The sequence below is a fragment of the Vibrio amylolyticus genome, assembly GCF_023145695.1.
In the GTDB taxonomy this organism is placed as follows: Bacteria; Pseudomonadota; Gammaproteobacteria; order Enterobacterales; family Vibrionaceae; genus Vibrio; species Vibrio amylolyticus.
Window position 1 is genome coordinate 157,296 of record NZ_JAJHVV010000011.1, and the last position, 22,204, is coordinate 179,499.

Annotated in this window: 17 protein-coding genes; 7 read left to right on the forward strand and 10 right to left on the reverse strand. The window is 41.0% G+C overall.

Annotation, left to right across the window (positions count from 1 at the left end; genetic code table 11):
- Positions 1-11: 11 nt before the first annotated feature.
- The 6 genes from KP803_RS17275 to KP803_RS17300 all read right to left on the reverse strand — a co-directional run bounded on the left by KP803_RS17275 (position 12) and on the right by KP803_RS17300 (position 7,224).
- Entirely contained in the window at positions 12-230 is a 219-nt protein-coding gene (locus KP803_RS17275; RefSeq protein WP_248010155.1) for a DUF2835 domain-containing protein, read from the reverse strand.
- Positions 231-381: 151 nt separating this feature from the next.
- Positions 382-2,988, reverse strand: coding sequence for an aminopeptidase N (gene pepN / locus KP803_RS17280; protein WP_248010111.1), 2,607 nt, complete (start codon positions 2,986-2,988; stop codon positions 382-384).
- Between the two features lie 213 nt (positions 2,989-3,201).
- Positions 3,202-3,864, reverse strand: coding sequence for a hypothetical protein (locus KP803_RS17285; protein ID WP_248010156.1), 663 nt, complete (start codon positions 3,862-3,864; stop codon positions 3,202-3,204).
- Positions 3,865-4,007: 143 nt separating this feature from the next.
- Positions 4,008-6,002, reverse strand: coding sequence for a carboxy terminal-processing peptidase (gene prc, locus KP803_RS17290; protein WP_248010112.1), 1,995 nt, complete (start codon positions 6,000-6,002; stop codon positions 4,008-4,010).
- A 17-nt stretch (positions 6,003-6,019) separates the two neighbouring features.
- Positions 6,020-6,652, reverse strand: coding sequence for an RNA chaperone ProQ (gene proQ / locus KP803_RS17295; RefSeq protein ID WP_248010113.1), 633 nt, complete (start codon positions 6,650-6,652; stop codon positions 6,020-6,022).
- A 98-nt stretch (positions 6,653-6,750) separates the two neighbouring features.
- A complete protein-coding gene (locus tag KP803_RS17300) occupies positions 6,751-7,224 on the reverse strand; it encodes a GAF domain-containing protein (protein WP_248010114.1) in 474 nt (157 codons plus the stop codon).
- Between the two features lie 83 nt (positions 7,225-7,307).
- Here KP803_RS17300 and KP803_RS17305 point away from each other — a divergent pair, with 83 nt between their 5' ends.
- The 4 genes from KP803_RS17305 (at position 7,308) to rsmF (ending at position 14,663) form a co-directional block, all read left to right on the forward strand.
- On the forward strand, positions 7,308-9,107 hold the full coding sequence (locus KP803_RS17305; protein ID WP_248010115.1) for an ABC transporter ATP-binding protein: 1,800 nt from the start codon (positions 7,308-7,310) through the stop codon (positions 9,105-9,107).
- Between the two features lie 151 nt (positions 9,108-9,258).
- Positions 9,259-10,506, forward strand: a complete 1,248-nt coding sequence (locus KP803_RS17310; RefSeq protein WP_248010116.1) for a paraquat-inducible protein A — start codon at positions 9,259-9,261, stop codon at positions 10,504-10,506.
- Positions 10,499-13,129 (forward strand): PqiB family protein, encoded by a 2,631-nt coding sequence (locus KP803_RS17315; RefSeq protein ID WP_248010117.1) that lies wholly within the window; start codon positions 10,499-10,501, stop codon positions 13,127-13,129. The genes KP803_RS17310 and KP803_RS17315 overlap by 8 nt, the downstream gene beginning before the upstream one ends.
- 109 nt (positions 13,130-13,238) lie before the next feature.
- Positions 13,239-14,663, forward strand: a complete 1,425-nt coding sequence (rsmF, locus tag KP803_RS17320; RefSeq protein WP_248010118.1) for a 16S rRNA (cytosine(1407)-C(5))-methyltransferase RsmF — start codon at positions 13,239-13,241, stop codon at positions 14,661-14,663.
- Between the two features lie 274 nt (positions 14,664-14,937).
- Here the strand turns inward: rsmF and KP803_RS17325 are convergent, their stop codons facing one another.
- Positions 14,938-15,780 (reverse strand): CvfB family protein, encoded by an 843-nt coding sequence (locus KP803_RS17325; RefSeq protein ID WP_248010119.1) that lies wholly within the window; start codon positions 15,778-15,780, stop codon positions 14,938-14,940.
- A gap of 101 nt (positions 15,781-15,881) precedes the next feature.
- On the opposite strand from KP803_RS17325, the gene KP803_RS17330 reads away from it, so the two are divergent.
- The gene (locus KP803_RS17330; RefSeq protein WP_248010120.1) at positions 15,882-17,267 is read left to right on the forward strand and encodes a hypothetical protein; all 1,386 of its coding nucleotides are present in this window, start codon (positions 15,882-15,884) and stop codon (positions 17,265-17,267) included.
- On the opposite strand, the gene KP803_RS17335 is transcribed toward KP803_RS17330, so the two are convergent.
- Entirely contained in the window at positions 17,264-17,773 is a 510-nt protein-coding gene (locus KP803_RS17335; RefSeq protein WP_248010121.1) for a DUF4442 domain-containing protein, read from the reverse strand. The two genes, KP803_RS17330 and KP803_RS17335, sit on opposite strands and share 4 nt — an antisense overlap.
- Before the next feature lie 206 nt (positions 17,774-17,979).
- Complete coding sequence (locus tag KP803_RS17340; RefSeq protein ID WP_248010122.1) at positions 17,980-18,867, reverse strand: putative PEP-binding protein; 888 nt, start codon at positions 18,865-18,867, stop codon at positions 17,980-17,982.
- Between the two features lie 297 nt (positions 18,868-19,164).
- Here KP803_RS17340 and KP803_RS17345 point away from each other — a divergent pair, with 297 nt between their 5' ends.
- Together KP803_RS17345 and KP803_RS17350 are read left to right on the forward strand one after the other, a co-directional pair.
- Positions 19,165-20,214 (forward strand): 3-deoxy-7-phosphoheptulonate synthase, encoded by a 1,050-nt coding sequence (locus KP803_RS17345; protein ID WP_248010123.1) that lies wholly within the window; start codon positions 19,165-19,167, stop codon positions 20,212-20,214.
- A 23-nt stretch (positions 20,215-20,237) separates the two neighbouring features.
- Positions 20,238-20,723, forward strand: a complete 486-nt coding sequence (locus tag KP803_RS17350) for a YajQ family cyclic di-GMP-binding protein (protein WP_248010124.1) — start codon at positions 20,238-20,240, stop codon at positions 20,721-20,723.
- Between the two features lie 135 nt (positions 20,724-20,858).
- Here the strand turns inward: KP803_RS17350 and KP803_RS17355 are convergent, their stop codons facing one another.
- Positions 20,859-21,797, reverse strand: coding sequence for a precorrin-2 dehydrogenase/sirohydrochlorin ferrochelatase family protein (locus KP803_RS17355; protein ID WP_248010125.1), 939 nt, complete (start codon positions 21,795-21,797; stop codon positions 20,859-20,861).
- Positions 21,798-22,204: the final 407 nt, after the last annotated feature.

Consider the following 22,204-nt stretch of genomic DNA (forward strand, 5'->3'; position numbering starts at 1 on the left):
AAATCAGTCACTCATAGCATTTCTAACTTAATAAACTTGTTGTTATGGTCAGTTGTTAGTCTAAAGCGACCTTTAACACCAATTTGACTTAAGAATACTCTAAACTTTGTTGCAGGTAATTGAAGTCTTAGACCGCTGTCTGTCATAACTTGAACGACACTCGCCGCCCCAGAATAATGGTCTAAAAACGCTTGGTAAGTGATATTGAGAGAAAAATGGTACTGTTTCATTATCTGTCGACTCTCATCGATATAGTTAGATCGTGACATACAGCTAGATGTGACAAGTAGTGGTTGAAGAGTTAAAGGTAGCAACAATGCCACCTTTAACTATTTATCTTCTATCTATAAAACTACTATCAATATACGTGCTATGCCTTGATTATGATTCTAGTGCTTTATTGACCTTTTCATAAAGATCTTTGGCTAGGTTATCCAAAGACTTTAAAGATTCAAGCTGCTCCTTAATCAAGGCCTGCCTTTCAGCATCGTATTTTCTGTATTTTAGTAGCGGATCGATAAGTCGAGAAGCAACCTGTGGGTTACTACTGTTTAGTTCTCGAATGATTTCGCCAGCAAAGCGGTACCCTTCACCAGATTTGTCATGAAACTGGACCGGGTTGCCATTTAAAAACGCACCAATCAAACTGCGCGTTCGATTAGGGTTCTTAATACTAAAGGCGCTATGATCCATAGTTTTCTTAATGATATTCAGTGCATCCGATGATGGGTTGGTTCCTTGTAACGTAAACCACTTATCCATCACAAGCCCATCATGGCTCCACTTATTACTGTAGTCTTCCATTAGGCTTTCACGACATTTAAGTTTTGCCATGTTGGCACAGTTCATTGCGGCGATCGTGTCTGTCATATTGTTCGAATTTTCATACTGAGCGGACACTAAAGTTTCTCCTCCGTCAGTATGTGCTAAATAAGAAAGACATACATTACGTAATGCACGTTGACCTATCGCACTATGCTCAATCGTATATTCAGACTGATTTAATGAGTAATAGATTGCACTTAGCTCATCAGACAGTTCTTTAGCTAAAGTCACTTTGATCTGTTTCAGTACGTCAGCAATTGCATCAACATCTACAGCTTCATACCAGCCAGACACTTCGTTGTGACTTGGTAACGATAACACCTCCGCAATAAATGCTGGCTCTAGCTTATCACTTAACAAGACACCTCGGAACGCATCCACTACTGTCGCTTCAATATTGACCGCACCACCATTTTGAACATTAGCTACGTTACTCTTAATGTATTTAGCTAACAGCATCTGCCCTGCATCCCAACGAGCAAATTCATTTTGCGCATGACTCATTAAGAAAATAAGTTCGTCATCAGAATAGTCATACTCTAAAATGACTGGCGCTGAAAACTCGCGTAACAAAGAAGGCACAGGCTTAGACGTAACATTTTCAAAAACAAACGTTTCTTGCTCTTGTGTAACGTTCAATACATTCCCTACTTTTAAACCGTTACACTGTAGCGGAATCACATGACCTAACTGGTCATAAAGCTCTATATCAAATGGAATGTGCAGCGGCTGCTTTTCTTTTTGATCTAGCGTAGGAGATGTTAGCTGCATTATCGTTAGTGAATACGTTTTTTCATCTTGGTTATATTCACTGCTCACCGTTACTTTCGGCGTACCTGATTGGCTATACCATAAACGGAACTGTTTCAGATCAACACCCGATGCATCTTCCATCGCTGATACAAAGTCTTCACACGTTGCGGCCGTTCCATCGTGTCGTTCAAAGTAAAGCGTCATGCCCTGTTGGAATGCCTTTTCTCCAAGTAACGTGTGCATCATGCGAATGACTTCGCTGCCCTTTTCATACACAGTTAATGTGTAGAAGTTATTCATTTCAATCACTTTATCCGGGCGGATTGGGTGAGACATTGGGCTAGCATCTTCAGCAAATTGAGGACCACGAATAATACGAACATTATTAATTCGGTTTACTGCTCTAGAACCAAGATCTGAAGAAAACTCCTGATCTCTAAATACCGTTAAGCCCTCTTTTAGACTCAACTGGAACCAATCTCGACAAGTAACTCGGTTACCCGTCCAGTTGTGAAAATATTCGTGACCAATTACCGCTTCAATACCCAGGTAATCTGTATCAGTGGCCGTTTGATCATTTGCTAGTACGTATTTAGAGTTAAAGACATTCAGCCCTTTGTTCTCCATTGCACCCATGTTGAAGAAATCAACGGCAACGATCATATAGATATCTAAATCATACTCTAGATTGAAACGCTCTTCGTCCCATTTCATAGAATTAATCAAAGACACCATGGCATGATTGGCTCGATCTAGGTTTCCTTTATCAACAAAGATTTCCAGATCAACCTTACGCCCTGACTTCGTTACATAATCATCGCGAAGTACATCAAAATCACCGGCAACAAGCGCAAATAAATACGCAGGTTTCGGATGTGGGTCTTGCCATTTTACCCAATGGCGACCAGATTCGGCTTCGCCTTCTTCAACACGATTACCATTACTGAGTAAGTAAGGATATTCATTTTTATCTGCAATAACTGTTGTAGTAAATTTCGCTAGAACATCAGGCCTGTCTAGGTAATAGGTAATGCGCCTAAAACCTTCTGCTTCACACTGAGTACAAAAAGCACCGCCTGATTTATATAACCCTTCTAATGCAGAGTTTTCTTCCGGGTTAACTTGGGTAACGATGGTAAGTTCACAGTCGCCAGGCATGGCGTTAATTGTTAGGCCCGTATCGGTAAGCTGATAATCACTCCAAACTTCACCATTAATCTGAACCTCTTTTAGCGACATGCTTTCGCCATCGAGAACTAAACTTGTGCTGTCTGATAATTGCTTGACGGTCGAAACTGCCGTCACTGTTGTTTCCTTATCAAACAAGTTAAACGTAAGTTCTAAATCGCTGATAGTAAAAGAAGGTGCTTGATAATCTTTGCGGTATTTGGCTTGGGGTGTATGCGCCATTGTCTTTATCCTTATGACTGAAAACGTCTAACCTATTTCTACGATGAGTAAGCAATAGTTACAACCCCAAAATAAAAAAAACGAGGTATTTTGTTCAAATACCTCGTATAAGTGCTGAATAAAACATCATATTGATTGGATAACGCTAGGTAATGATAGATGGATAATATACTCAACTAAATGATGATAATACCAATACTCACAATTAGCTTGCTAACGTATTCGATTCAGTACTGCGTACATCCCACCTTCCTCTGCTTCGAGAGTAAGTCTGTCATGATTAAGTGTATAACGAGTATCGTGCTCGCCTTTTTCATAAAGCAGTACTAAGTGATCGCCTTCAGTGTAATAGACACCTTTATGAACCGTCTCCATGCCTTCTTTGTTGCTCACTCTGAACAAAAATACAAAATCAGGTTGTAGAATTAGATCCATTTGACTGACGTTACTTGCTAAAAGGTCATCACCCGCAAGCTGTTCGCTAGACCACATACCTGCTAAGGCATTGGGTAATCCTTTGGTGAACATCACACCATTCATATTTAACAGATTATGATTACCTGAATATTTATAAACTTGAGGCTCTGAAGTATTAAGTCCAAGTATAATGGTGTCTTCATTAGCGGCGTAAATCCCTTCCCAGTGGTCAACACTGTAATCTTTTTTCTGAATATCAATCTTAAAAGTATAATCTGAGTTTAATGACAATTTAATTGCCATAAAGTTATCACTTGAATTTTCAGGGTCTGGATTGGCCAAGTACCAGTCCCCCAATAAAAATGGTAAATCAAACTGAGTTATGTCACTGTCTTTTTTAACATTCTCACTAAAAGTTGAGAAACTAACACACGCTAAAAGTATCGTTATCCATTTCATCATATGCCCCTCGCTTTTCTTAAAGCTTAGGCACGCATCACAAATAACGCCATATTTTTGATCTAAATCACATTTAGGGCGATCAAAAAAGCGAGCAGTTAATGCTCGCTTTTGACTTAATTGACCAGTTACATATAGGTTAGCTAACGTAACATGTCGACCATAATTGCCACTGACTCATCAAGATAAGCATCGGGGGCTTCATAATCTTTAGGGATGTCGTCTAACGATTCGAAAGGTTCTTCACCTTGCGCTTTTTGACGCTGATTAACGCGAGCTAAACGAAGGTCGTCATTTTTATCACTCTCTTCCTGTCTAACTCGTTCACTCAATGAAATCGTATTGTTGTCTTTGTCTGCCAAGTATTTTTCGATATCTTGGGCAATGAACTGAAACTCCATGTCTTTTGCAATGCGCACATCATGCAGCGCAGTTAATTTAGCAATTTTAGCTTCATTGTCTTTTAGAGTATCGTACTTAACTCGGTCAATTTGATCCCACGGAAGTGCATTATCCTCAACACTTTCACCTGTTTCAGCAGGATCAATCGGTGTTGGATAAGGAATATCTGGAACGACACCTTTATTCTGAGTACTACCACCATTAATTCGATAGAACTTTTGGATGGTGTACTGAACATAACCGAGCTCTTTTTCAAACAAATCATAAATATGATTCAAAGAACGGTGTTGCTGCACGGTACCTTTACCAAAAGAGTTCTCACCTAAAATAATGGCACGACCGTAATCTTGTAGTGCCGCTGCAAAAATTTCAGATGCTGATGCACTGTAACGATTGACCAATACGGTTAAAGGCCCTTCGTAACTAATCTTGCCATCGGTGTCACTATTTACATTGACACGACCGTAGCTGTCTCGAACCTGAACAACTGGACCACTTTCAATAAATAATCCAGATAATGACGTCGCTTCCGTTAATGCGCCACCACCGTTGTTACGGAGGTCAACAATAATGCCATCGACACCATCCGCGACAAGTTCACCAATTAATTTATCGGTATCTTTTGATAAACCAACATAGAAACTTGGTACTTCTAGAACACCAATTTTCTTTCCATCACGTTCAATTATCTCAGACTTTACCGCTCTATCTTCTAAGCGAATCTTATCTCGAACAATTGTTACAACATGACTTTTAGCATCATTACCATCAGGAAGGATCTGAAGATTAACCTTAGTCCCTTTCGGTCCTTTGATTAATTGAACGACATCATCCAATCGCCAGCCGATAACATCAACGATCTCTTTACCATCTTGACCTACACCAACAATTCGATCACCTTCACCAAGCTGCTTACTGCTCGATGCAGGACCACCCGCAACCAATGAACGAATAACGGTATAATCATCCGTCATTTGTAACACGGCACCAATGCCTTCTAATGAAAGATTCATCTCAGATTGGAATTGTTCAGCGTTACGTGGCGAAAGGTAACTTGTGTGTGGATCAACTTCTCTAGCAAACGCATTCATATAAAGCTGAAATGCATCTTCATTGTTCGTCTGACTTAAGCGTTTAATCGCGTTGTTGTAACGCTTACCTAAAACTTCTTTAATTTCAGGCCACTCTTTATCCGTCATTTTTAGGTTTAGCGCATCATACTTAACACGCTTACGCCAAAGCTCTTTGACTTCAGCCATATCAGCTGGCCAAGCCGCTTCTGAGCGATCTAATTCGATAGACTCATCAACGTCAAATTTCATTTCTGTATCAAGAAGCGATAATGCGTATTCAAATAACTCATAACGCTTTTTCATTGAGATGTTATAAACATCAAACGCTATTTGATTTTTACCAGCTTTAAGCTGCTCATCGAGACCGACAGACCATTGATTGAAAGAATCGATATCTGCTTGCGTGAAAATATTTCGATTATAATCGAGCATTTCAATATAACGAGCAAATATAGCTTGAGAAAACTGATCGTCTAAAGTGAAGTGATTGTAATGAGAACGAGTAAAGCGAGATGTAACGCGCTTGCTAGCGGTTTCATGCTGAACTTCAGGAGCGAGAACGGGTAAGTCCTCTTTGCTTAATTTGGCTTCAAGAGCCTGAGCTGATGACACTGCTAGCCATAGGCCAGCAGCGATCAGAGTCAATTTTGAACGGCATTTCATGCGTAGGAGTATCTCCTTTATGCGCGCAAGTGCTCCGCTTTCACAACCATTTGCAGGCCGTTTGCTAGTTGAACTCGCACATCTTCCTTATTAATTTCAACAATGGTCGCAGCCATGTTTCCTTTACCCATATTAACGTTTACATCGTTGCCAACTTTCATTTCATCAGCATTCAAAGCGCGCGTTTCTACTGGCTTTTCTGTTTTTTGTGCTTTAGGTGCAGCGCGGCGAGCTTGTGGCTTCTTCGCTTTTGGCTTAGCGCCAGTTTTTGCTTTACCTTCTTCACGCGCTTTCTGCGCTTGTTCTTTACGACGAGTCTGAACTCGAGCTTTACTCTCTGCTAACGCAGTTTTTGCATGTTCAACATGCTCTTCTTCAAGTTCACCACATGCATTGCCATCAAGGTCAACACGAATAGCGCCTGTTTTTGCACCGTGTAGGTAGCGCCAAGAAGATGTGTACTGTCTCAATGCTGCACGAAGTTGAGTTTTACTTACTTTTTCATCTTCATTTAAGCGTTCAGCAAGATCTTGAAAAATACCAATTTTCAAAGGTTTTGCTTCACCTTCTAAAGTAAAGCACTTAGGGAAACATTCAGCAATATATGCGATAACTTCTTTGCTGTTTTTTAACTTTTCAGTATTTTCCATTTGGATTCCTGGTTATTGCGGCCTATCCGCAAGCGATAAAGTAAATATGGGTGGTATTATAGAGACCTAGAAATGAAAAACCACACCAGAAAGTTAATTTATGCTTTGTTAGCGTGCGAATTGAGCAGCTTTTCTACTTCTCGCATCAAAAATGTTAACCCTTCCTCATCAATTTCACTAAAACGACCAATAGTTGGACTATCTATATCTAACACTCCGATTATTTTACCCCCTACTGAAAAAGGAATAACTAACTCAGAGTTACTTGCCGCGTCGCAAGATATATGACCTTCAAACTCATGTACATCATAAATACGCTGAACGGTATTTGTCGCTACTGCTGTCCCACAAACGCCACGACCAACTGGTATTCTCACGCACGCAGGGTTACCTTGAAAAGGACCTAATACCAGTTCATTCTGTTTCATCAGGTAGAATCCAACCCAATTTAAATCAGCTAGTTCCATGTTTAACAATGCACTTAAATTCGCTAAATTGGCGACGAGATCAGATTCTGACTCTAAAAGTGCTACAGCTTGTTTGGTTAGTCGGTGGTAATGTTCTATTTTCATTAATGGTTCCAGTTGAAAATCTGAGCCCTAGCTCGACAAAAAGAATAAGGTTTTCAATACTGAAATAGGGATATTTTGACTCTATGACAACATCAAAAGATACTATTAGCCGCTCTTGGTTATTAATTCAAGTAAAAAAGCATAAGTCCTTGCTCCTGTTTGCAAATTCAGTCGCAATTCTTGCGGCATTGATTAGCGTTCCTATCCCTCTACTTATGCCTTTAATGGTAGATGAAGTGTTATTAGATCAGCCTGGCTCTGGGCTTGCTGCAATGAACACGTTGTTGCCCCTTCAATTGCAAACCCCAACAGGCTATATCATTTTAACGTTACTCGCTGTTATTCTGATGCGCACTCTAAGTCAGGCTCTTAATATCCTTCAAAGTCGACAATTTACACTCGTCTCAAAAACAATTACTTACAACATTCGTACTCAAATGATCGACAAGCTTGGGCGAATTAGCATCAAGCAATTTGAAACAAAAGGCAGTGGCGGCATTAACTCTCATTTAGTTACCGATATCGAAACCATTGATAAGTTTATTGGTGGGACTCTCAGTAAGTTTATCGTGAGCCTTTTAACGGTATTGGGCACGGCAATGGTTCTATTGTGGCTTGAATGGCGACTAGGGCTGTTTATTCTTTGTGTTAACCCCATCGTCATTTACTTCTCTCGAAAACTCGGCAATAAAGTTAAACATTTAAAAAAGTATGAAAACCAATCCTTTGAACGATTTCAAAACCGACTGATCGAAACCCTAGATGGCATCTATCAACTAAGGGCAGCAAACAAAGAAAAGCTGTTTCTTGAACATCTTAAAAGAGATGCGAATCAAATCCGCGTAGACGCGGACAAATACGCTTGGCAATCAGAGGCGGCGGGGCGCTTCTCATTTCTACTATTCTTACTAGGTTTTGAGCTTTTTCGTGCAATGGCGATGCTAATGGTTCTTTTTAGTGATCTCACTATTGGGCAAATATTTGCTGTGTTCGCCTACCTTTGGTTCATGCTAGGCCCAGTGCAAGAACTACTCAGTATTCAGTTTTCTTGGTATAGCGCGAAAGCCGCACTTGCTCGTATTAATGTTTTATTGTCACTAGAAGAAGAGTTTAGACCCGAAAGTAAGGTAAACCCTTTCACTCAAGAAAAAGAGGTTGACGTTACAATCAGTAACATTAATTTCTCGTACAATGATGAAAATCAAGTATTGAACGACCTATCATTAACGATTCCAGAAGGAAAAAAAGTCGCGCTTGTAGGTGCGAGTGGCGGTGGTAAGTCTACATTAATTCAATTACTTATCGGAGCCTACCAACCAACATCAGGTTCAATATATTTTAACGGTGAGCCCGCGTTAGATATTGGCTATGAGATAATTCGAGAACAAATTGCTGTTGTTTTACAACAACCTATACTTTTTAATGACACGTTGAGGCATAATCTGACGCTTGGCAGTAATATAGACGACCATTTACTGTGGCAATCACTTGAAGTAGCGCAGATGCATGACGTGATAGCTTCATTAGATAAAGGGCTGGATAGCCAAATTGGGCGAAGTGGTATCCGCCTTTCTGGAGGGCAAAGGCAGAGATTGGCTATTGCCCGAATGATACTGAGCAATCCAAAATTTGTCATTTTGGATGAAGCGACCTCAGCTCTTGATACCGCAACAGAAGCGGCTCTTCATACGGCTCTTAATCAGTTTTTGAAAGGTCGAACGACACTAATTGTCGCACATAGATTATCAGCCGTTAAGCAAGCCGACCTTATCTATGTCCTCGAAGATGGTCAGGTTAGTCAAACAGGTACGCACGGAGAACTGGTTCAACAACAGGGTTTGTACCAAACACTCTATGGTACGGTTCAATCACAAGCAATGTGACGCCGTAACTACCTTAAACAGTTTAAAAGGTTTTGTAATGCCATACGTTAGACACAATTTTAGTGCTCAATCCATAACGCTTTAAGCGGCACTGACTATACCTAACGACAAGAGTAAAACAGGACTTAATTTTATTTTATGGGGAGTCATATTGAAAACGCTGGCTGAACATTCTTCCGAACCGACAAGCATCAGACTTTGTCAGGGATGTGAGTTGCCCGTCGATGTCGTGACGGTGAAACAAGGAAGCTCAGCGTATTGTCCTAGATGCGGTACCCAACTTTATCGTGGAGGTACTCCCTCGCTCTCCGGAAACTTAGCAATTGCACTGACTTGCCTATTGCTCTTTATTCCATCGCACTTTTTCGATTTTATCAGCATCCGTCTTGTTGGTGAATTGATTCCAGCCACATTGCCTGCAGGCACCCTTATGCTTATTGACGAGGGTTATATCGCTTTAGGGCTTTTGGTTCTTTTCTGCAGCTCTTTAGCCCCCTTAACGGTATGCACCTCTGTGGTTACTGCGCATGTCGCCATGAAAATTCGATCCTTTACCTTGCTTCGATACTCACTCACTATTATTCAAGGGTTAAAGCATTGGGTGATGATCGATGTTTTCCTCGTTAGCATCGCTGTCTCTTGTTTTAAGCTGCAAGATTATTCCGATATTTACATCGGTGCAGGGCTATATGGACTGGTTTTATTGCAACTATTTACCGTTCTTCTTATTAGCCGGATCAGTGTTAGGCGATACTGGGAGTCATGGCACAAAGAAGCGCACTATCGATTTAAAGAAAAAAGTATTCATTGTCATCACTGCCATTTGTCGCAAGAGGAGGCTGAGCTCTGCATCCGTTGTCATCAGCCCCTGCATCATCGCACCCCCTATTCAATTCAAAAGACCTGGGCACTATTAATCGCAGCAACGGTTGCTGTGTTCCCTGCTAATTTAATTCCAATTTCAATTTTGTATACCAATGGGCAGCGTCAAGAAGACACCATCATGTCAGGCGTTATCGAACTGGTTAATAGCGATATGTATGGCATTGCCGCCATCCTTTTTATCGCCAGTATTGTTGTTCCTATTGCTAAGATAGTTGGCCTCACCTATCTATTGATCGCAATTCAACTAAAACGAAGTGTTTTAAATCGTCAGAGAATGAAGATCTACTACGCCGTCAAGTGGATCGGAAAGTGGTCAGTTCTTGATTTGTTCGTTATATCCATCATGTTAACCTTAGTGGATAGAGGACAAATTCTAAATTTCACCCCGGGATTCGGGGCCGTTGCTTTTGGCTTAGTTGTCGTATTGACTATGCTAGCGGCAGAAAGCTTAGATCCTAGATTGATATGGGATAATCTCCCTGAATCAGAGAAAAAAGAGTCAAATAATGAGTAATGGAGTCACACAACCATCGTTTTCGCCGAGCGTTAAACGTAATAGAGGCATCTCACCACTTTGGCTACTGCCAATTCTTACCTTTGTCTTGGCGGGTTGGCTGGTTGTTAAGTCTATTCATGATGCTGGACAGCGAATTGAAATCTACTTCTCTGATGCACAGGGTCTTATTGCTGGCCGTACAACGATTCGATATCAAGGTCTTGAAGTAGGCATGGTAAGAGATATCAACCTTTCTGAAGATCTCGAAAGTATTTATGTAGATGCTGACATCTACCCAGAGGCAACAAAGTTACTTTCAAAAGAGACGCGATTTTGGCTTGTCAAACCTACCGCTAGCTTAACGGGAGTGTCAGGGCTTGATGCACTCGTCTCAGGAAACTATATCTCTATATACCCAAGTGACAAATCTACTGAGCCAGAAACTGAATTTACGGCTCTTGAACGCCCCCCTTCTGACGTTCTCACGAGCAAAGGTTTGAACATTCGATTAAAAGCACGAGACTTAGGCGGCATATCCATTGGGTCTCAAATTGTTTATAAGAAGATCCCTATTGGTGAAGTTTACGATTACCAGCTCGATTCTGATTTAAAAAGCGTCATTATCAAAGCGTCTGTTCAAGATGAATATCGTCATATCATCACTAATGAAAGTCGGTTTTGGAATGTGAGTGGCATCGGGGCAAACATTGGCTTTGAGGGGGTTGATGTTCGTCTAGAAAGCTTTAGTGCCCTTCTTTCTGGCTCCATTGCGGTAGACTCCCCTGGAGGGGGCGAAGCAATAACTGAGACCACAGAATACAAACTCTATAAAGATTTAAAAACCGCAGGTAGAGGTATTCCAATTCAGATTGTACTTCCTGACGATAGCAACATCAGCGCTACAGGCGCTCCGATCATGTATCGGGGTTTAGAAGTTGGTCAAATCACTAGTCTCCAACTTAGTGAGGGGCGTGAACAGATCATTGCCTCTGCCGCTATTCAGCCCGCGTTTAGTGACATGTTAACAACGCAAAGCTCGTTCTTACTTGAAGAAGCGAAGGTATCATTAACGGGTGTTGAGAACATTGGTAACTTAGTGAAAGGTAACTTTTTATCGATTGTTCCTGTAGAAGGTGAACGATCAAGACACTTTACCGCCATCCGAAAAACTGAGTTCAATAAGCATCAGTCACGCTCTGTAGCAATCAACCTTATTGCCGACAACTCATTCGGGCTCGATGTTGGTGCGGGTATCCTTTACAAAGGGATTAATGTTGGTTCAATTACCAACGTACAACTTGTGGGTGATGATGTTCACCTTAGCACGTTAATCGATAACGACTATGCGCACCTTATCCGCTCTAATAATCGATTTTATGTGACTGGTAGTGCCTCTGCAGAGCTCACTGAATCAGGGTTAAGCATCTCAGTTCCGCCCGCCAAACAATTATTAACCGGCTCTATCAGCTTTGTGAGTGAAGGCAGTAATAAGGCAAGTAGCGACTATCAATTATATGCGAGTCAATCACTCGCGGAACTCGCTAAATATAATCAGTCCGGTTCTAAAAGCATTTCACTTTTTGCTAACGAACTTCCACCAATTTCTCAAGGAAGCCCTCTACTCTACCGCAACTTACAAGTCGGCAATATTTCAGGATTCGAGCTTGTCGATGGTGGGGTGAAAATTAAAGCCACCATCGAAAACCAATACAAACACCTCATGACGAATCAAACAGTATTTTGGAACCGTTCCGGTGTCGAGGTTGATGCTTCATTAGCGGGCGTCAGCATCAAAGCGGCCCCACTAAAAACATTAATTCAAGGCGGAATTGCTTTCGATAACCTGGCGGGCGTTGAGAATAAAATAAACGAGAGTTGGAAACTATATGAAGACTTTAACCAAGCGCGTAAATTTGGTCACGTCATCACTTTAATAACAACGAGTAAGAACGTCGTCACCAAAGGAACCACAATTAAATACAATGGAGTCAAAGTTGGTGAAGTCACTTTAGTGACACCTAACTTTAATAATCAACAAGTGGAACTCAAGGCTCGCGTGCTACCAGAGTATTCACAACATATTGCTCGCGCTGGTAGCTATTTTTGGGTTTCTCAAGCTAAAATTGGCCTATCTGGCATCGAAAATATTGAAAGTCTTTTGAGCCCTACAATCCTTGTTCAGCCGGGCAAAGGTGACGCAACTACCCAATTTACGCTTCAACAAACACCAAAGAATCAACCTGGTGTTATTTTCACTCTACAAAGTGAAAATCGCGGCTCGGTTTCCGTAGGAACACCGGTTCTATATCGTGATATGCAAGTTGGTCAGGTGATTGATATTAAACTTGGAGAATTTGCAGACCGTATCATTTCTACACTCCGAATCGATAGCGAGTATGCTTATCTTGTTCGTACAAACAGCCTATTTTGGAACACTTCTGGACTTGATGTTTCGATAGGTATTACTGGCGCAAACATCAAATCTGGCACTTTGGATAGCATTCTAAATGGCGGTATTACGTTCGCGACACCTGAAGGTAAGCAGTTAGAACCTGCCGCCGCTGAGAAACAAACTTTCTTCTTGTATCCGAGCCCAGAAGAAAAGTGGCTGAAATGGCGAACACCTATCCCTAAGCCTTAGGAAGGTCAGACCTATCTCCATAAAAAGCAGCATTACCGCTGCTTTTTTTTATTCTTAAGCATAGAATTTAGTTATAATTCGGCTAATTTTTTTGATCCGAGCTATTACCGTGCATTCCAATATTCAACTACCTGAAGAGTTTTTAAGCGAAATTGAAGCGATCCTTCCTTCAACTCTTAACATGCAAGATTTTATTGATGCGTGTAAGCGCCCCTTACGCAAAAGTATTCGGGTTAATACTCTGAAAATTTCAGTGTCTGAATTTACTCAAAGGGCTAAGACAAAAGGCTGGGAACTAGAGCCTGTGCCTTGGTGTACTGAAGGTTTTTGGATAACTGCCGATGAATCAGTAGTTCCCCTAGGTAACACTGCTGAACACATGTCTGGTCTTTTTTACATTCAAGAAGCTAGTTCAATGATGCCAGTGTCGGCGCTTTTTGAGAGCAGTAATGACAGCTATCAATCGGTACTTGATATGGCGGCTGCGCCTGGTTCTAAAACCACTCAAATAGCAGCGCTAATGAATAACGCCGGTATTTTGGTAGCAAATGAATACTCAGCCAGCCGTGTGAAGGTGCTGCATGCGAACATAGAGCGTTGTGGTATCAAAAACACCGCAATGAGTAATTTTGATGGCAAAGTTTTTGGCGGATGGTTACCGGAACAATTCGATGCCGTATTAATAGATGCCCCTTGCTCTGGTGAAGGCACCATTCGTAAAGATGCGGATGCAATGAAAAACTGGAGCCTTGATTCGGTTAAGTCTATTGCTGATACACAAAAAGAACTGATTGAGAGCGCATTTCATGCATTGAAACCAAATGGCACACTGGTCTATTCAACTTGTACATTAAGTACCTATGAGAACCAACAGGTTTGTCATCACCTTAAGGAGATGTTTGGTGAGTTGGTCGAGTTTGATGATTTAAGTGACCTATTTCCAGATGCCCAACTAGCAACAACCGAGGAAGGTTTTCTACATATCTTCCCACAAGTCTATGACTGTGAAGGCTTCTTTGTCGCTCGTATTCGAAAAACAGGAAAGACCACCCCGCCTGACGTCAAAAAGCGCATGGGTAAATTCCCTTTTGAAAAAGCTCCGAGTAAAACTCAAATAGAGATTGCTAAGCAGCTTAAAGAATCATTGGATATCGATCTTCCAAGCGATAGCTCTGTGTGGTTAAGAGATAAAGACGTTTGGTTGTTCCCCAATGCGCTAGAACCTATGATTGGAGAGCTTAGGTTTTCTCGAATGGGAATAAAAATAGCAGAGGCTCATAAGAAAGGTTATCGCTGGCAACACCAAGTGGCTACAACGCTGACATTAGGCAATGAACCAAAATGTGTAGTTCTTTCTATTGAAGAAGCAAGAGATTGGTTTATGGGCCGAGATGTTAGACCCGATACCACACCCGGTAAAGGTGAAGTCATCGTCAAATTGGGTAACGATGTGATTGGATTAGGAAAATGGGTTGGTAACCGCGTTAAAAATGGCCTTCCAAGAGAATTAGTTCGAGATAAAAATCTATTCTAACTGAGTAAACGATAGTATGAAATTCTAGCGCCATACTATATCGCAGCTATTCTGTACTATAATTTAAGCTGTATTCAACCTATTTGGTATTCAAGATAACTTGATATTCAAAAAGCAAGTCATTAGCGTAGGCTCTTTAAAGCGCGTCCCCTAGGCCCAGAACAGGAAGTTTTGGGCCTCTTTTTTTATAGAGTCATCTAAGGAACTTATTTACATAAGTTCAACATGTTCAATATGTTCAATATGTTCAATATGTTCAATAGATAAGCTTGCGTTATTCACCTTCAACTAAATGAATACCGTCAGCCTCAATTGTGATCTTACCTTGCTTATAAAGACCACCAATCGTTTTCTTGAATGTGCCTTTACTTGTTCTGAATGTTGTAAAGATAGCATCTGGAGATGATTTATCATTAAGAGGTAAGAAGCCGCCTTTTTTCTCTAATAGGTCGATAACTTTCGTGCTCAGCTCGTCCATTTTAGCGACACCAATCTTCTGTAACGATAAGTTCACCTTACCATCGTCGCGTACTGACTTAATGTAGCCTTTAAGCTGTTTACCAATAAATAGCTTACCGAATACATCAGAAGGGAAGATCATCCCCCAATGCTCACCATTAACAATCGCCTTGTAACCTAAATCACTACGCTCTGCGATCACTAAATTCACTTGCTCGTTGACCGTGTAATTCGCCGGCGTTTTATCAAGTAATTTATTAAACTTGGTAGTTCCAACAATACGACCAGATGCTTTGTCAGAATATACATAGACAAGTATTTTAGAACCTTCACGTAAAGTGCCGCGCTGTTCGCTATAAGGAACTAATAGATCCTTTGCTACGACGCCCCAATTAACAAATGCCCCTGTGCTGTTCACACCAACAACATCCATCAAGCCCCACTCACCCACTTGAGCAATTGGCGTTTCAGTGGTCGCTGCTAACTGATTTTCTGAATCAAAATACAAAAACACATCGATGAACTGGCCAATTTCTACGCCATCAGGCATATGTTTCTTCGGTAATAAAGTCGAGCCGAAATCACCAGCGTCTAAAAATACGCCGAAATCCGCCTTCCTTACTACTTCTAAGTTGTTCACTTGACCAACATTAATCATTTTAACTGTCTCTTTTTAAATTTACGGAGATTATAACTAAACTCTGTTATCCTTTCCCTAGTTCTATTCATTAATTTATAGATAAATTTCCGGAGCACTATTTGGTCACAGTCGATAAACATGACGCTATCACCCTCAAAATCTCTCATGCTATGGCATCGACCAAGCAATCAGATCTAGATATCTACCTCTTTGTACCCGGCGAACTCGGTTTATCCCCTGAAGTTCTTAGTGAAAGTGCCTTTTACTATAGCTCTATAAACCAAAAAAGAGCGTATTTCAGTGACAAAACATTACTACCATTAGTACACAGTCGACTGGCTAAACGAGGCCGCCTTTCCACGACGCAGTATCGTGTCAGTTTGAGTTTGTTCGCCTATCAATATGTTATTGCACTCGATAAGGCCGTTGGTGAGTTAAACAAGCATAATACCGATAGTGTTAACGCCGATGATGTTGATGAAGTGATAGAGCTAGCACTCGACATTTTAAAACGCTTACGACGCGCTATCCCTTTCGAAGAAAGCTTAAAGCGCTACTATGCCAATATCGATAACTACCTATCTTGGTATACCGGCCAAAAGTTCATGTCTTTGGTTGCGCATATGCCTCGTGAAGGTGATTATAAGACGATAAAAGAGCGCCTTATCACCATCGTTGAAAAAGAGACCGCGCATCGAAAACTCAATAACTACAATTCTAAAAATGTTAGAGAAGACGCAACACGCATGAGTAATAAGATGCGCTTGTTACGTCGCCTTATTGAACATCCGATCGTTTTGAAAGAGAAAGTTACTTCTCTTGGTAAAAACATGAAGCGCGCAGTAAAAGGCGTAGCTACCGGGCTCGTGATGGTATTCGTTACGATTACAGCGCTTGTTGCTCGTGATTACTGGGGAGAGATCACGGCTTCTTTTATCATCGCCATGTCTTTCATATACGCTTTACGTGAAATATTTAAAGACGACCTAAGAGACGTTCTATGGCGAATTATCCGCAAGGGTAAAGCCAAGTGGCGTAGAAAGTATATCGACCCAACCACCAATAAAGCAGTAGGCCAAAAAAATGAGTGGCTTGATTATACATCGATGAGCAAATTGCCCGACCGCATATCGCTTATTAGAAAAAAACGCGTTGTGCAGCGCGAAGAGCAAATTCTTCATTATCGATCTGAGACTGAGATGTCGACCTCTCGCTTCATGAGCGGCTATGAAGAGACTAGAGAAACATTGCAAATTAGCATGCGAGCGTTAACCCGCTTAATGGATAAAGGGTCTAATAAACTTTACCAACTCAATAATGGCCAAGTGACTAAAGAGTCGGTTGAAAAAAGGCATTTACTCAACTTGATCGTAAGAGAAAACAATCATAATGATGAAGTTCGCTATTATCGTTGGAAAATCATTCTCAATCGAAGCAAAATTGTCGCTATAGAGTCGATTGATTTAGAGAGCGACAAAGAAAGCTCTTCCTCTAATAAAAACTAAACTTTTTTTAGAGACAAAGTCAGATAAAACACAGCCATCGGCTCATCACCATGCAGTGATGGGCACATTGCTGTAATTTTCACTTCTTGATTGACTCGCTCTCCACTTTCTATCGTTTGATCTAACATTTCATCGATCAAATCACCATCATCGCAATGAAAATGGACATCTGTCTCAGGCCTCTTCAAAAAGTCCCCTTTTACGGATTTAAACGCCAATGAAATTTTCTCTCCGCGGCTTTGAGCTTTACTCATTGCCATGAAGCCACCAGCTACATCAGCGCCCACACATAACGCACCAAAATACATACTATTAAGATGATTCTTGCTCCGACGCTTTAAAGGGAGCTTAACTTCCACACGTGATTGATCTAGATGAAGTATCTTAGGCCGAGAAAGCCAAATAAAGGGAACTTTAAATAACCCGAAAAGAGATAAGTAAATATTTGCTTTTTGGAGGGGTGTTAATAATTGAAGTTTCGCGCTTTTGGAGGTTCCAGTGAGCATAGTGATGTCCTTTCACAAAGTCATCTGACCAGATCAACCAAATTAAGTGTAACTGTCAACTCTTCTAGCACTACAACGAGATAAGCCGCTTGTTTATTTAGCGCATAAGTCATCATTTTTGATTTTCAGTAAAAAACCCGATGAAGAACACCGGGCTTAGTTACACCGTAACGAAGTGATTCGTAGTGCCGCTATGCAAGTATTAGCTATGCGGTAATAATTACGCCAACTTGGCTTTGCTCTACTAAATATGAGTGAAGCCTTTTGTGTTCTTGTATCGCATGAGCAACGAGAACCAATGGTTTCTTAGATGCACTGGATGCTTTAACTATAAGGTCTATCAACTGAATAACCGCTTCATTCTCTGAATCGAAGCTATGCTCCAATTTTTCTGCCGTTCTATCGATACCTAGAGTGAATTGAGTCAAATTATCTAGATTAACAACTGCACCATCAAAATAGTGCAATAGACGTTCAGCCAGCAGTGCTGACGAAGGCACATCAACGCTGAACATAACTTTCAAGCCATTTAAGCCTCTAGGTAAACCCTGCTCTGCTAATTTGTCGATAATGGTTGCTGCATCAGACAAAGTGCGGACGAACGGAACCACGATCTCAACATCAATGCCCTTTTCGCGAAGTGTTTTTATCACCTCACATTCAAGCGCAAAAGCCGCTGAATAATCACTAGATGCAAAACGGATAACGCCACGTAAACCTAAAGCTGGGTTTTCTTCAGACTCTTCTATACTTCCTGCGATTAACGAACGAAAGCCACTGCTGTCACTATTGCTTAAGCAAACTCGAACCACTGTGTGCTCTGGTTGTATTGCTGCTTCAATCTGAGAGCTCATGGTTGAAACAAAATGCGTCTGAACGCTCTCATCAGACAGTATTGAATCTAATGACGCTTTCTCAAGATCTGAGAGTGTCTCACTTCCTTTCACTAAGGATGGATGATAAAACACTTTATCCATAATCAAGTCAGCAATTGAAACGTATAAGTGCGTTCCAGTGTAATCATCAGAAGATGATGGAAATGCATCCCCCAGCTCAAAATCGGAAACCAAACTGTTTGTATTTGGAAGACTCATTACTACTCCGTGTCTATTAATAACGTTTTTATCGAAAATACCGATTGAGTGGCAGTAATACAAGAAAAAACGTTTCTGATTATCAATTGATTAGTAATAGCGTACTCAATCGATACTTTAGAAAATGTCCATTCAGAACTTAGACTAGGGAATCAAAATAACGAATAAAACACATAAACAAATACTAAGGTTTACACTCTCTCGAATTGACCGGAAAAAGAATCTTCCTAAACGGTTTATTCCTAAGCTCAATTCCGTTATCTTTACCGCTTCGAAATAAAAGGTACAGGCAATCACATGCCATTAAAAACAGATGAATTAAGAACCCAACCTTTGGGTCCTATGCCGACTCCGGCAGAGCTTGGAAGCGCTCATCCTATTACTGAAGACGTGGCAAGTAAGATTGCACATTCTCGTCGCCAGATTGAAAACATTTTAACAGGACAAGATGATCGCCTTTTGGTCATTGTCGGTCCGTGTTCAGTACACGATACTGAAGCAGCATTAGATTACGCAGCAAAGTTGGCCGAAATACAAAAGCAGTACAGTGAAGAATTATTCATTGTCATGCGTACCTACTTCGAGAAACCAAGAACAGTCGTAGGTTGGAAAGGCCTGATTACTGACCCTAATCTTGATGGTTCATATGCTCTGGAAACTGGATTAAATAAAGCTCGAAAACTCCTGCTTGATATTAATAAGCTAGGTTTGGCCACCGCAACCGAATTCCTCGATATGATCACGGGGCAATATATTGCGGATTTGATCTCTTGGGGCGCTATTGGCGCTCGTACAACAGAATCTCAAATTCATAGAGAGATGGCTTCTGCGTTATCGTGCCCTGTCGGCTTTAAAAATGGCACCAACGGTAATGTAAAAATTGCGATTGATGCCATTCGTGCATCGAGTGCGTCTCATTACTTCTATTCTCCAGATAAGAATGGACGTATGACGGTCTATCGCACAAGCGGTAACCCTTACGGTCACGTCATCTTGCGTGGTGGTGATACTGGCCCTAACTTTGATTCTGAGTCGGTTGAGAGCGCTTGCGAAAAGTTGGATGAAGTCGGATTACCAACCCGTTTAGTGGTTGATTTCAGCCACGCAAATTGTCAGAAAAAACATCGTCAACAACTCGATGTGGCAAAAGACATTTGCCAGCAGATTAAATCTGGAAAGAATCGCATTGCCGGCATAATGGCAGAAAGTTTTATTGTTGAAGGTAACCAATCAATGTGTGACCTCAACAATCTTACTTATGGTCAATCGATTACCGACCCATGTTTAAGCTGGGAAGATACCGAGACTATGCTTGATATGCTTGCTAGCGCGGTTAAAGCACGATAAAAAATTAACACAAGGACAGAACAATGCCTTCTTTTGATATTATTTCTGAAATCGATACGGTTGAGCTTAAGAATGCCGTTGATAACGCATCTAGAGAACTAACGACTCGTTTTGATTTTCGTAATGTGACTGCAAGCTTCGAGCTTCTTAAAGATGAAAACGTAAAGCTTTCTACTGAGAGTGATTTTCAACTAAAGCAGATGCGCGACATTCTACGTGGCCAGTTAACTAAACGCGGAATTGATCCTAGTGCGATGGAATCGCTTACTGCTGAGCAAACGGGTAAAAGCTGGCACCAGAACGTCTCCTTTAAGCAAGGCATCGACACGCCAGTTGCCAAAAAAATTGTTAAAGCCGTAAAAGACTCCAAGATCAAAGTACAAGTTTCAATTCAAGGCGAAAAAGTACGAGTGAATGGTAAAAAGCGCGACGATCTACAAGCGGTGATGGCACTTGTAAAGAATGGCGAACTAGGTCAACCTTTTCAATTCGAGAACTTCAGAGATTAAGATTAGCTATTAATATAGGTTCACTAAGCTAAGCGTTACCGCTCATGGCTGTGGTCCTTAATAGCCTATTAAAAAGCCGCTAAACGTTACGTTCAGCGGCTTTTTTGATTTCAATTTCTGGGCTAATCTGGAAGACTAGGAGACACTCCCAGGAAGAAGAAACTCATCATTTTTCATGAGTAGTGCATAGTCATGACTGTGCTCTGATACGAATACACAGACTCGTTCGTCACGGCTTCTCGCGGCTTGCAACTTATCAGATAAATCCATTGGTGTATCGAAGCTCACTCGCTCAGCATCACGGCGCGATAAGTCAATAAACTCAAATGGGCAATCAACATGATATAAAATTAGCTCAGCTTGCTGCATATAGCGTAACGCTTTCATAGTTAACAGTTCAATGTCATCGCCGTAGCATATCCAGAAGCAAAAACCCTGCTCATCAACCCCCGTATCAAGCTGTTTGACATAGAATTCTTCTAATTGTTCTCGACTTTTCGCTTCATTGACATCTGATGAGCTTAAATATTGTTCCCAAAACTTTCGCCTTTGGTTCACCGTAGGAAGACTCTCTTTTATAGAGTTTCGTTTCGATGCAGCGAAGTCTGCAATGAGTGAAAGATTTTGGGGTAATACCGTCTCTAGTGTCTCTCTTATGTTCCTGACTAACACCGGTGAGGCTCCGCCACTCGAGATTGCTATCTGTATTCGACCACGATTGACCATCGAAGGCGTAATAAAATCACAATAAGGGAGATCATCTACGACATTAACGAGAATGCCATGACGCTTTGCATCTTTATAAACTTGGTGATTTAGATCAGGGTTATCCGTCGTTGCCCATACTTGTACATACTCTTTTAAAATACAGTCAGATGAATAAAAATGCTGTATCCAGTGGCACTTTTTATCCGCTACGAGAGCTTGCAGGTAGTCATCTATTTTAGGTGAAACTATCGTTACTAATGCCCCTGCTCTAAGTAACGCATCAACTTTTCGACACGCAACTTCACCACCACCAACAACCAATACAGGTTTGTTGTCCAAGTCCATAAAAAGTGGAAAATACTGCATTTCAATCCTTGAACTAGTTAGATATCTGTTAGTCACATCCTAACAGATGTTGTGCAATGATTTCACCACCAACAGGCGCATCATTTATTTTCTACCCTTTTTTATAAAACAAATAGTCATTTATCCCGGATAAAAACAGCGTAGCATTTTGTTACACTACATTTACATGCTTATAAAGCCCATTCATTCCATTGCATTTTTCAGGTGCACTGTTGCACTATTTACAAGTTAATAACATTTCGTCATTCTAACAACTGTTCGGTAATGTGATTTTTGTCAAATATATTTCTATCTTAATTATTTGAGAAAATACAAAACCTTACCTACGCTTAAAAAGGGTTGAAATGGGTAGAACGAAAGTTTCATTTTTTCAACCTAAAAACAATAACAACATTTTTAGCACGTTG

What these genes read in the sequence shown, in the direction of transcription:
- KP803_RS17275 (WP_248010155.1), bottom strand. Translation starts at nt 230, where the DNA reads ATGAAACAGTACCATTTTTCTCTCAATATCACTTACCAAGCGTTTTTA.
- pepN (WP_248010111.1), bottom strand. Translation starts at nt 2,988, where the DNA reads ATGGCGCATACACCCCAAGCCAAATACCGCAAAGATTATCAAGCACCT.
- KP803_RS17285 (WP_248010156.1), bottom strand. Translation starts at nt 3,864, where the DNA reads ATGAAATGGATAACGATACTTTTAGCGTGTGTTAGTTTCTCAACTTTT.
- prc (WP_248010112.1), bottom strand. Translation starts at nt 6,002, where the DNA reads ATGAAATGCCGTTCAAAATTGACTCTGATCGCTGCTGGCCTATGGCTA.
- proQ (WP_248010113.1), bottom strand. Translation starts at nt 6,652, where the DNA reads ATGGAAAATACTGAAAAGTTAAAAAACAGCAAAGAAGTTATCGCATAT.
- KP803_RS17300 (WP_248010114.1), bottom strand. Translation starts at nt 7,224, where the DNA reads ATGAAAATAGAACATTACCACCGACTAACCAAACAAGCTGTAGCACTT.
- KP803_RS17305 (WP_248010115.1), top strand. Translation starts at nt 7,308, where the DNA reads ATGACAACATCAAAAGATACTATTAGCCGCTCTTGGTTATTAATTCAA.
- KP803_RS17315 (WP_248010117.1), top strand. Translation starts at nt 10,499, where the DNA reads ATGAGTAATGGAGTCACACAACCATCGTTTTCGCCGAGCGTTAAACGT.
- KP803_RS17325 (WP_248010119.1), bottom strand. Translation starts at nt 15,780, where the DNA reads ATGATTAATGTTGGTCAAGTGAACAACTTAGAAGTAGTAAGGAAGGCG.
- KP803_RS17335 (WP_248010121.1), bottom strand. Translation starts at nt 17,773, where the DNA reads ATGCTCACTGGAACCTCCAAAAGCGCGAAACTTCAATTATTAACACCC.
- KP803_RS17340 (WP_248010122.1), bottom strand. Translation starts at nt 18,867, where the DNA reads ATGAGTCTTCCAAATACAAACAGTTTGGTTTCCGATTTTGAGCTGGGG.
- KP803_RS17345 (WP_248010123.1), top strand. Translation starts at nt 19,165, where the DNA reads ATGCCATTAAAAACAGATGAATTAAGAACCCAACCTTTGGGTCCTATG.
- KP803_RS17350 (WP_248010124.1), top strand. Translation starts at nt 20,238, where the DNA reads ATGCCTTCTTTTGATATTATTTCTGAAATCGATACGGTTGAGCTTAAG.
- KP803_RS17355 (WP_248010125.1), bottom strand. Translation starts at nt 21,797, where the DNA reads ATGCAGTATTTTCCACTTTTTATGGACTTGGACAACAAACCTGTATTG.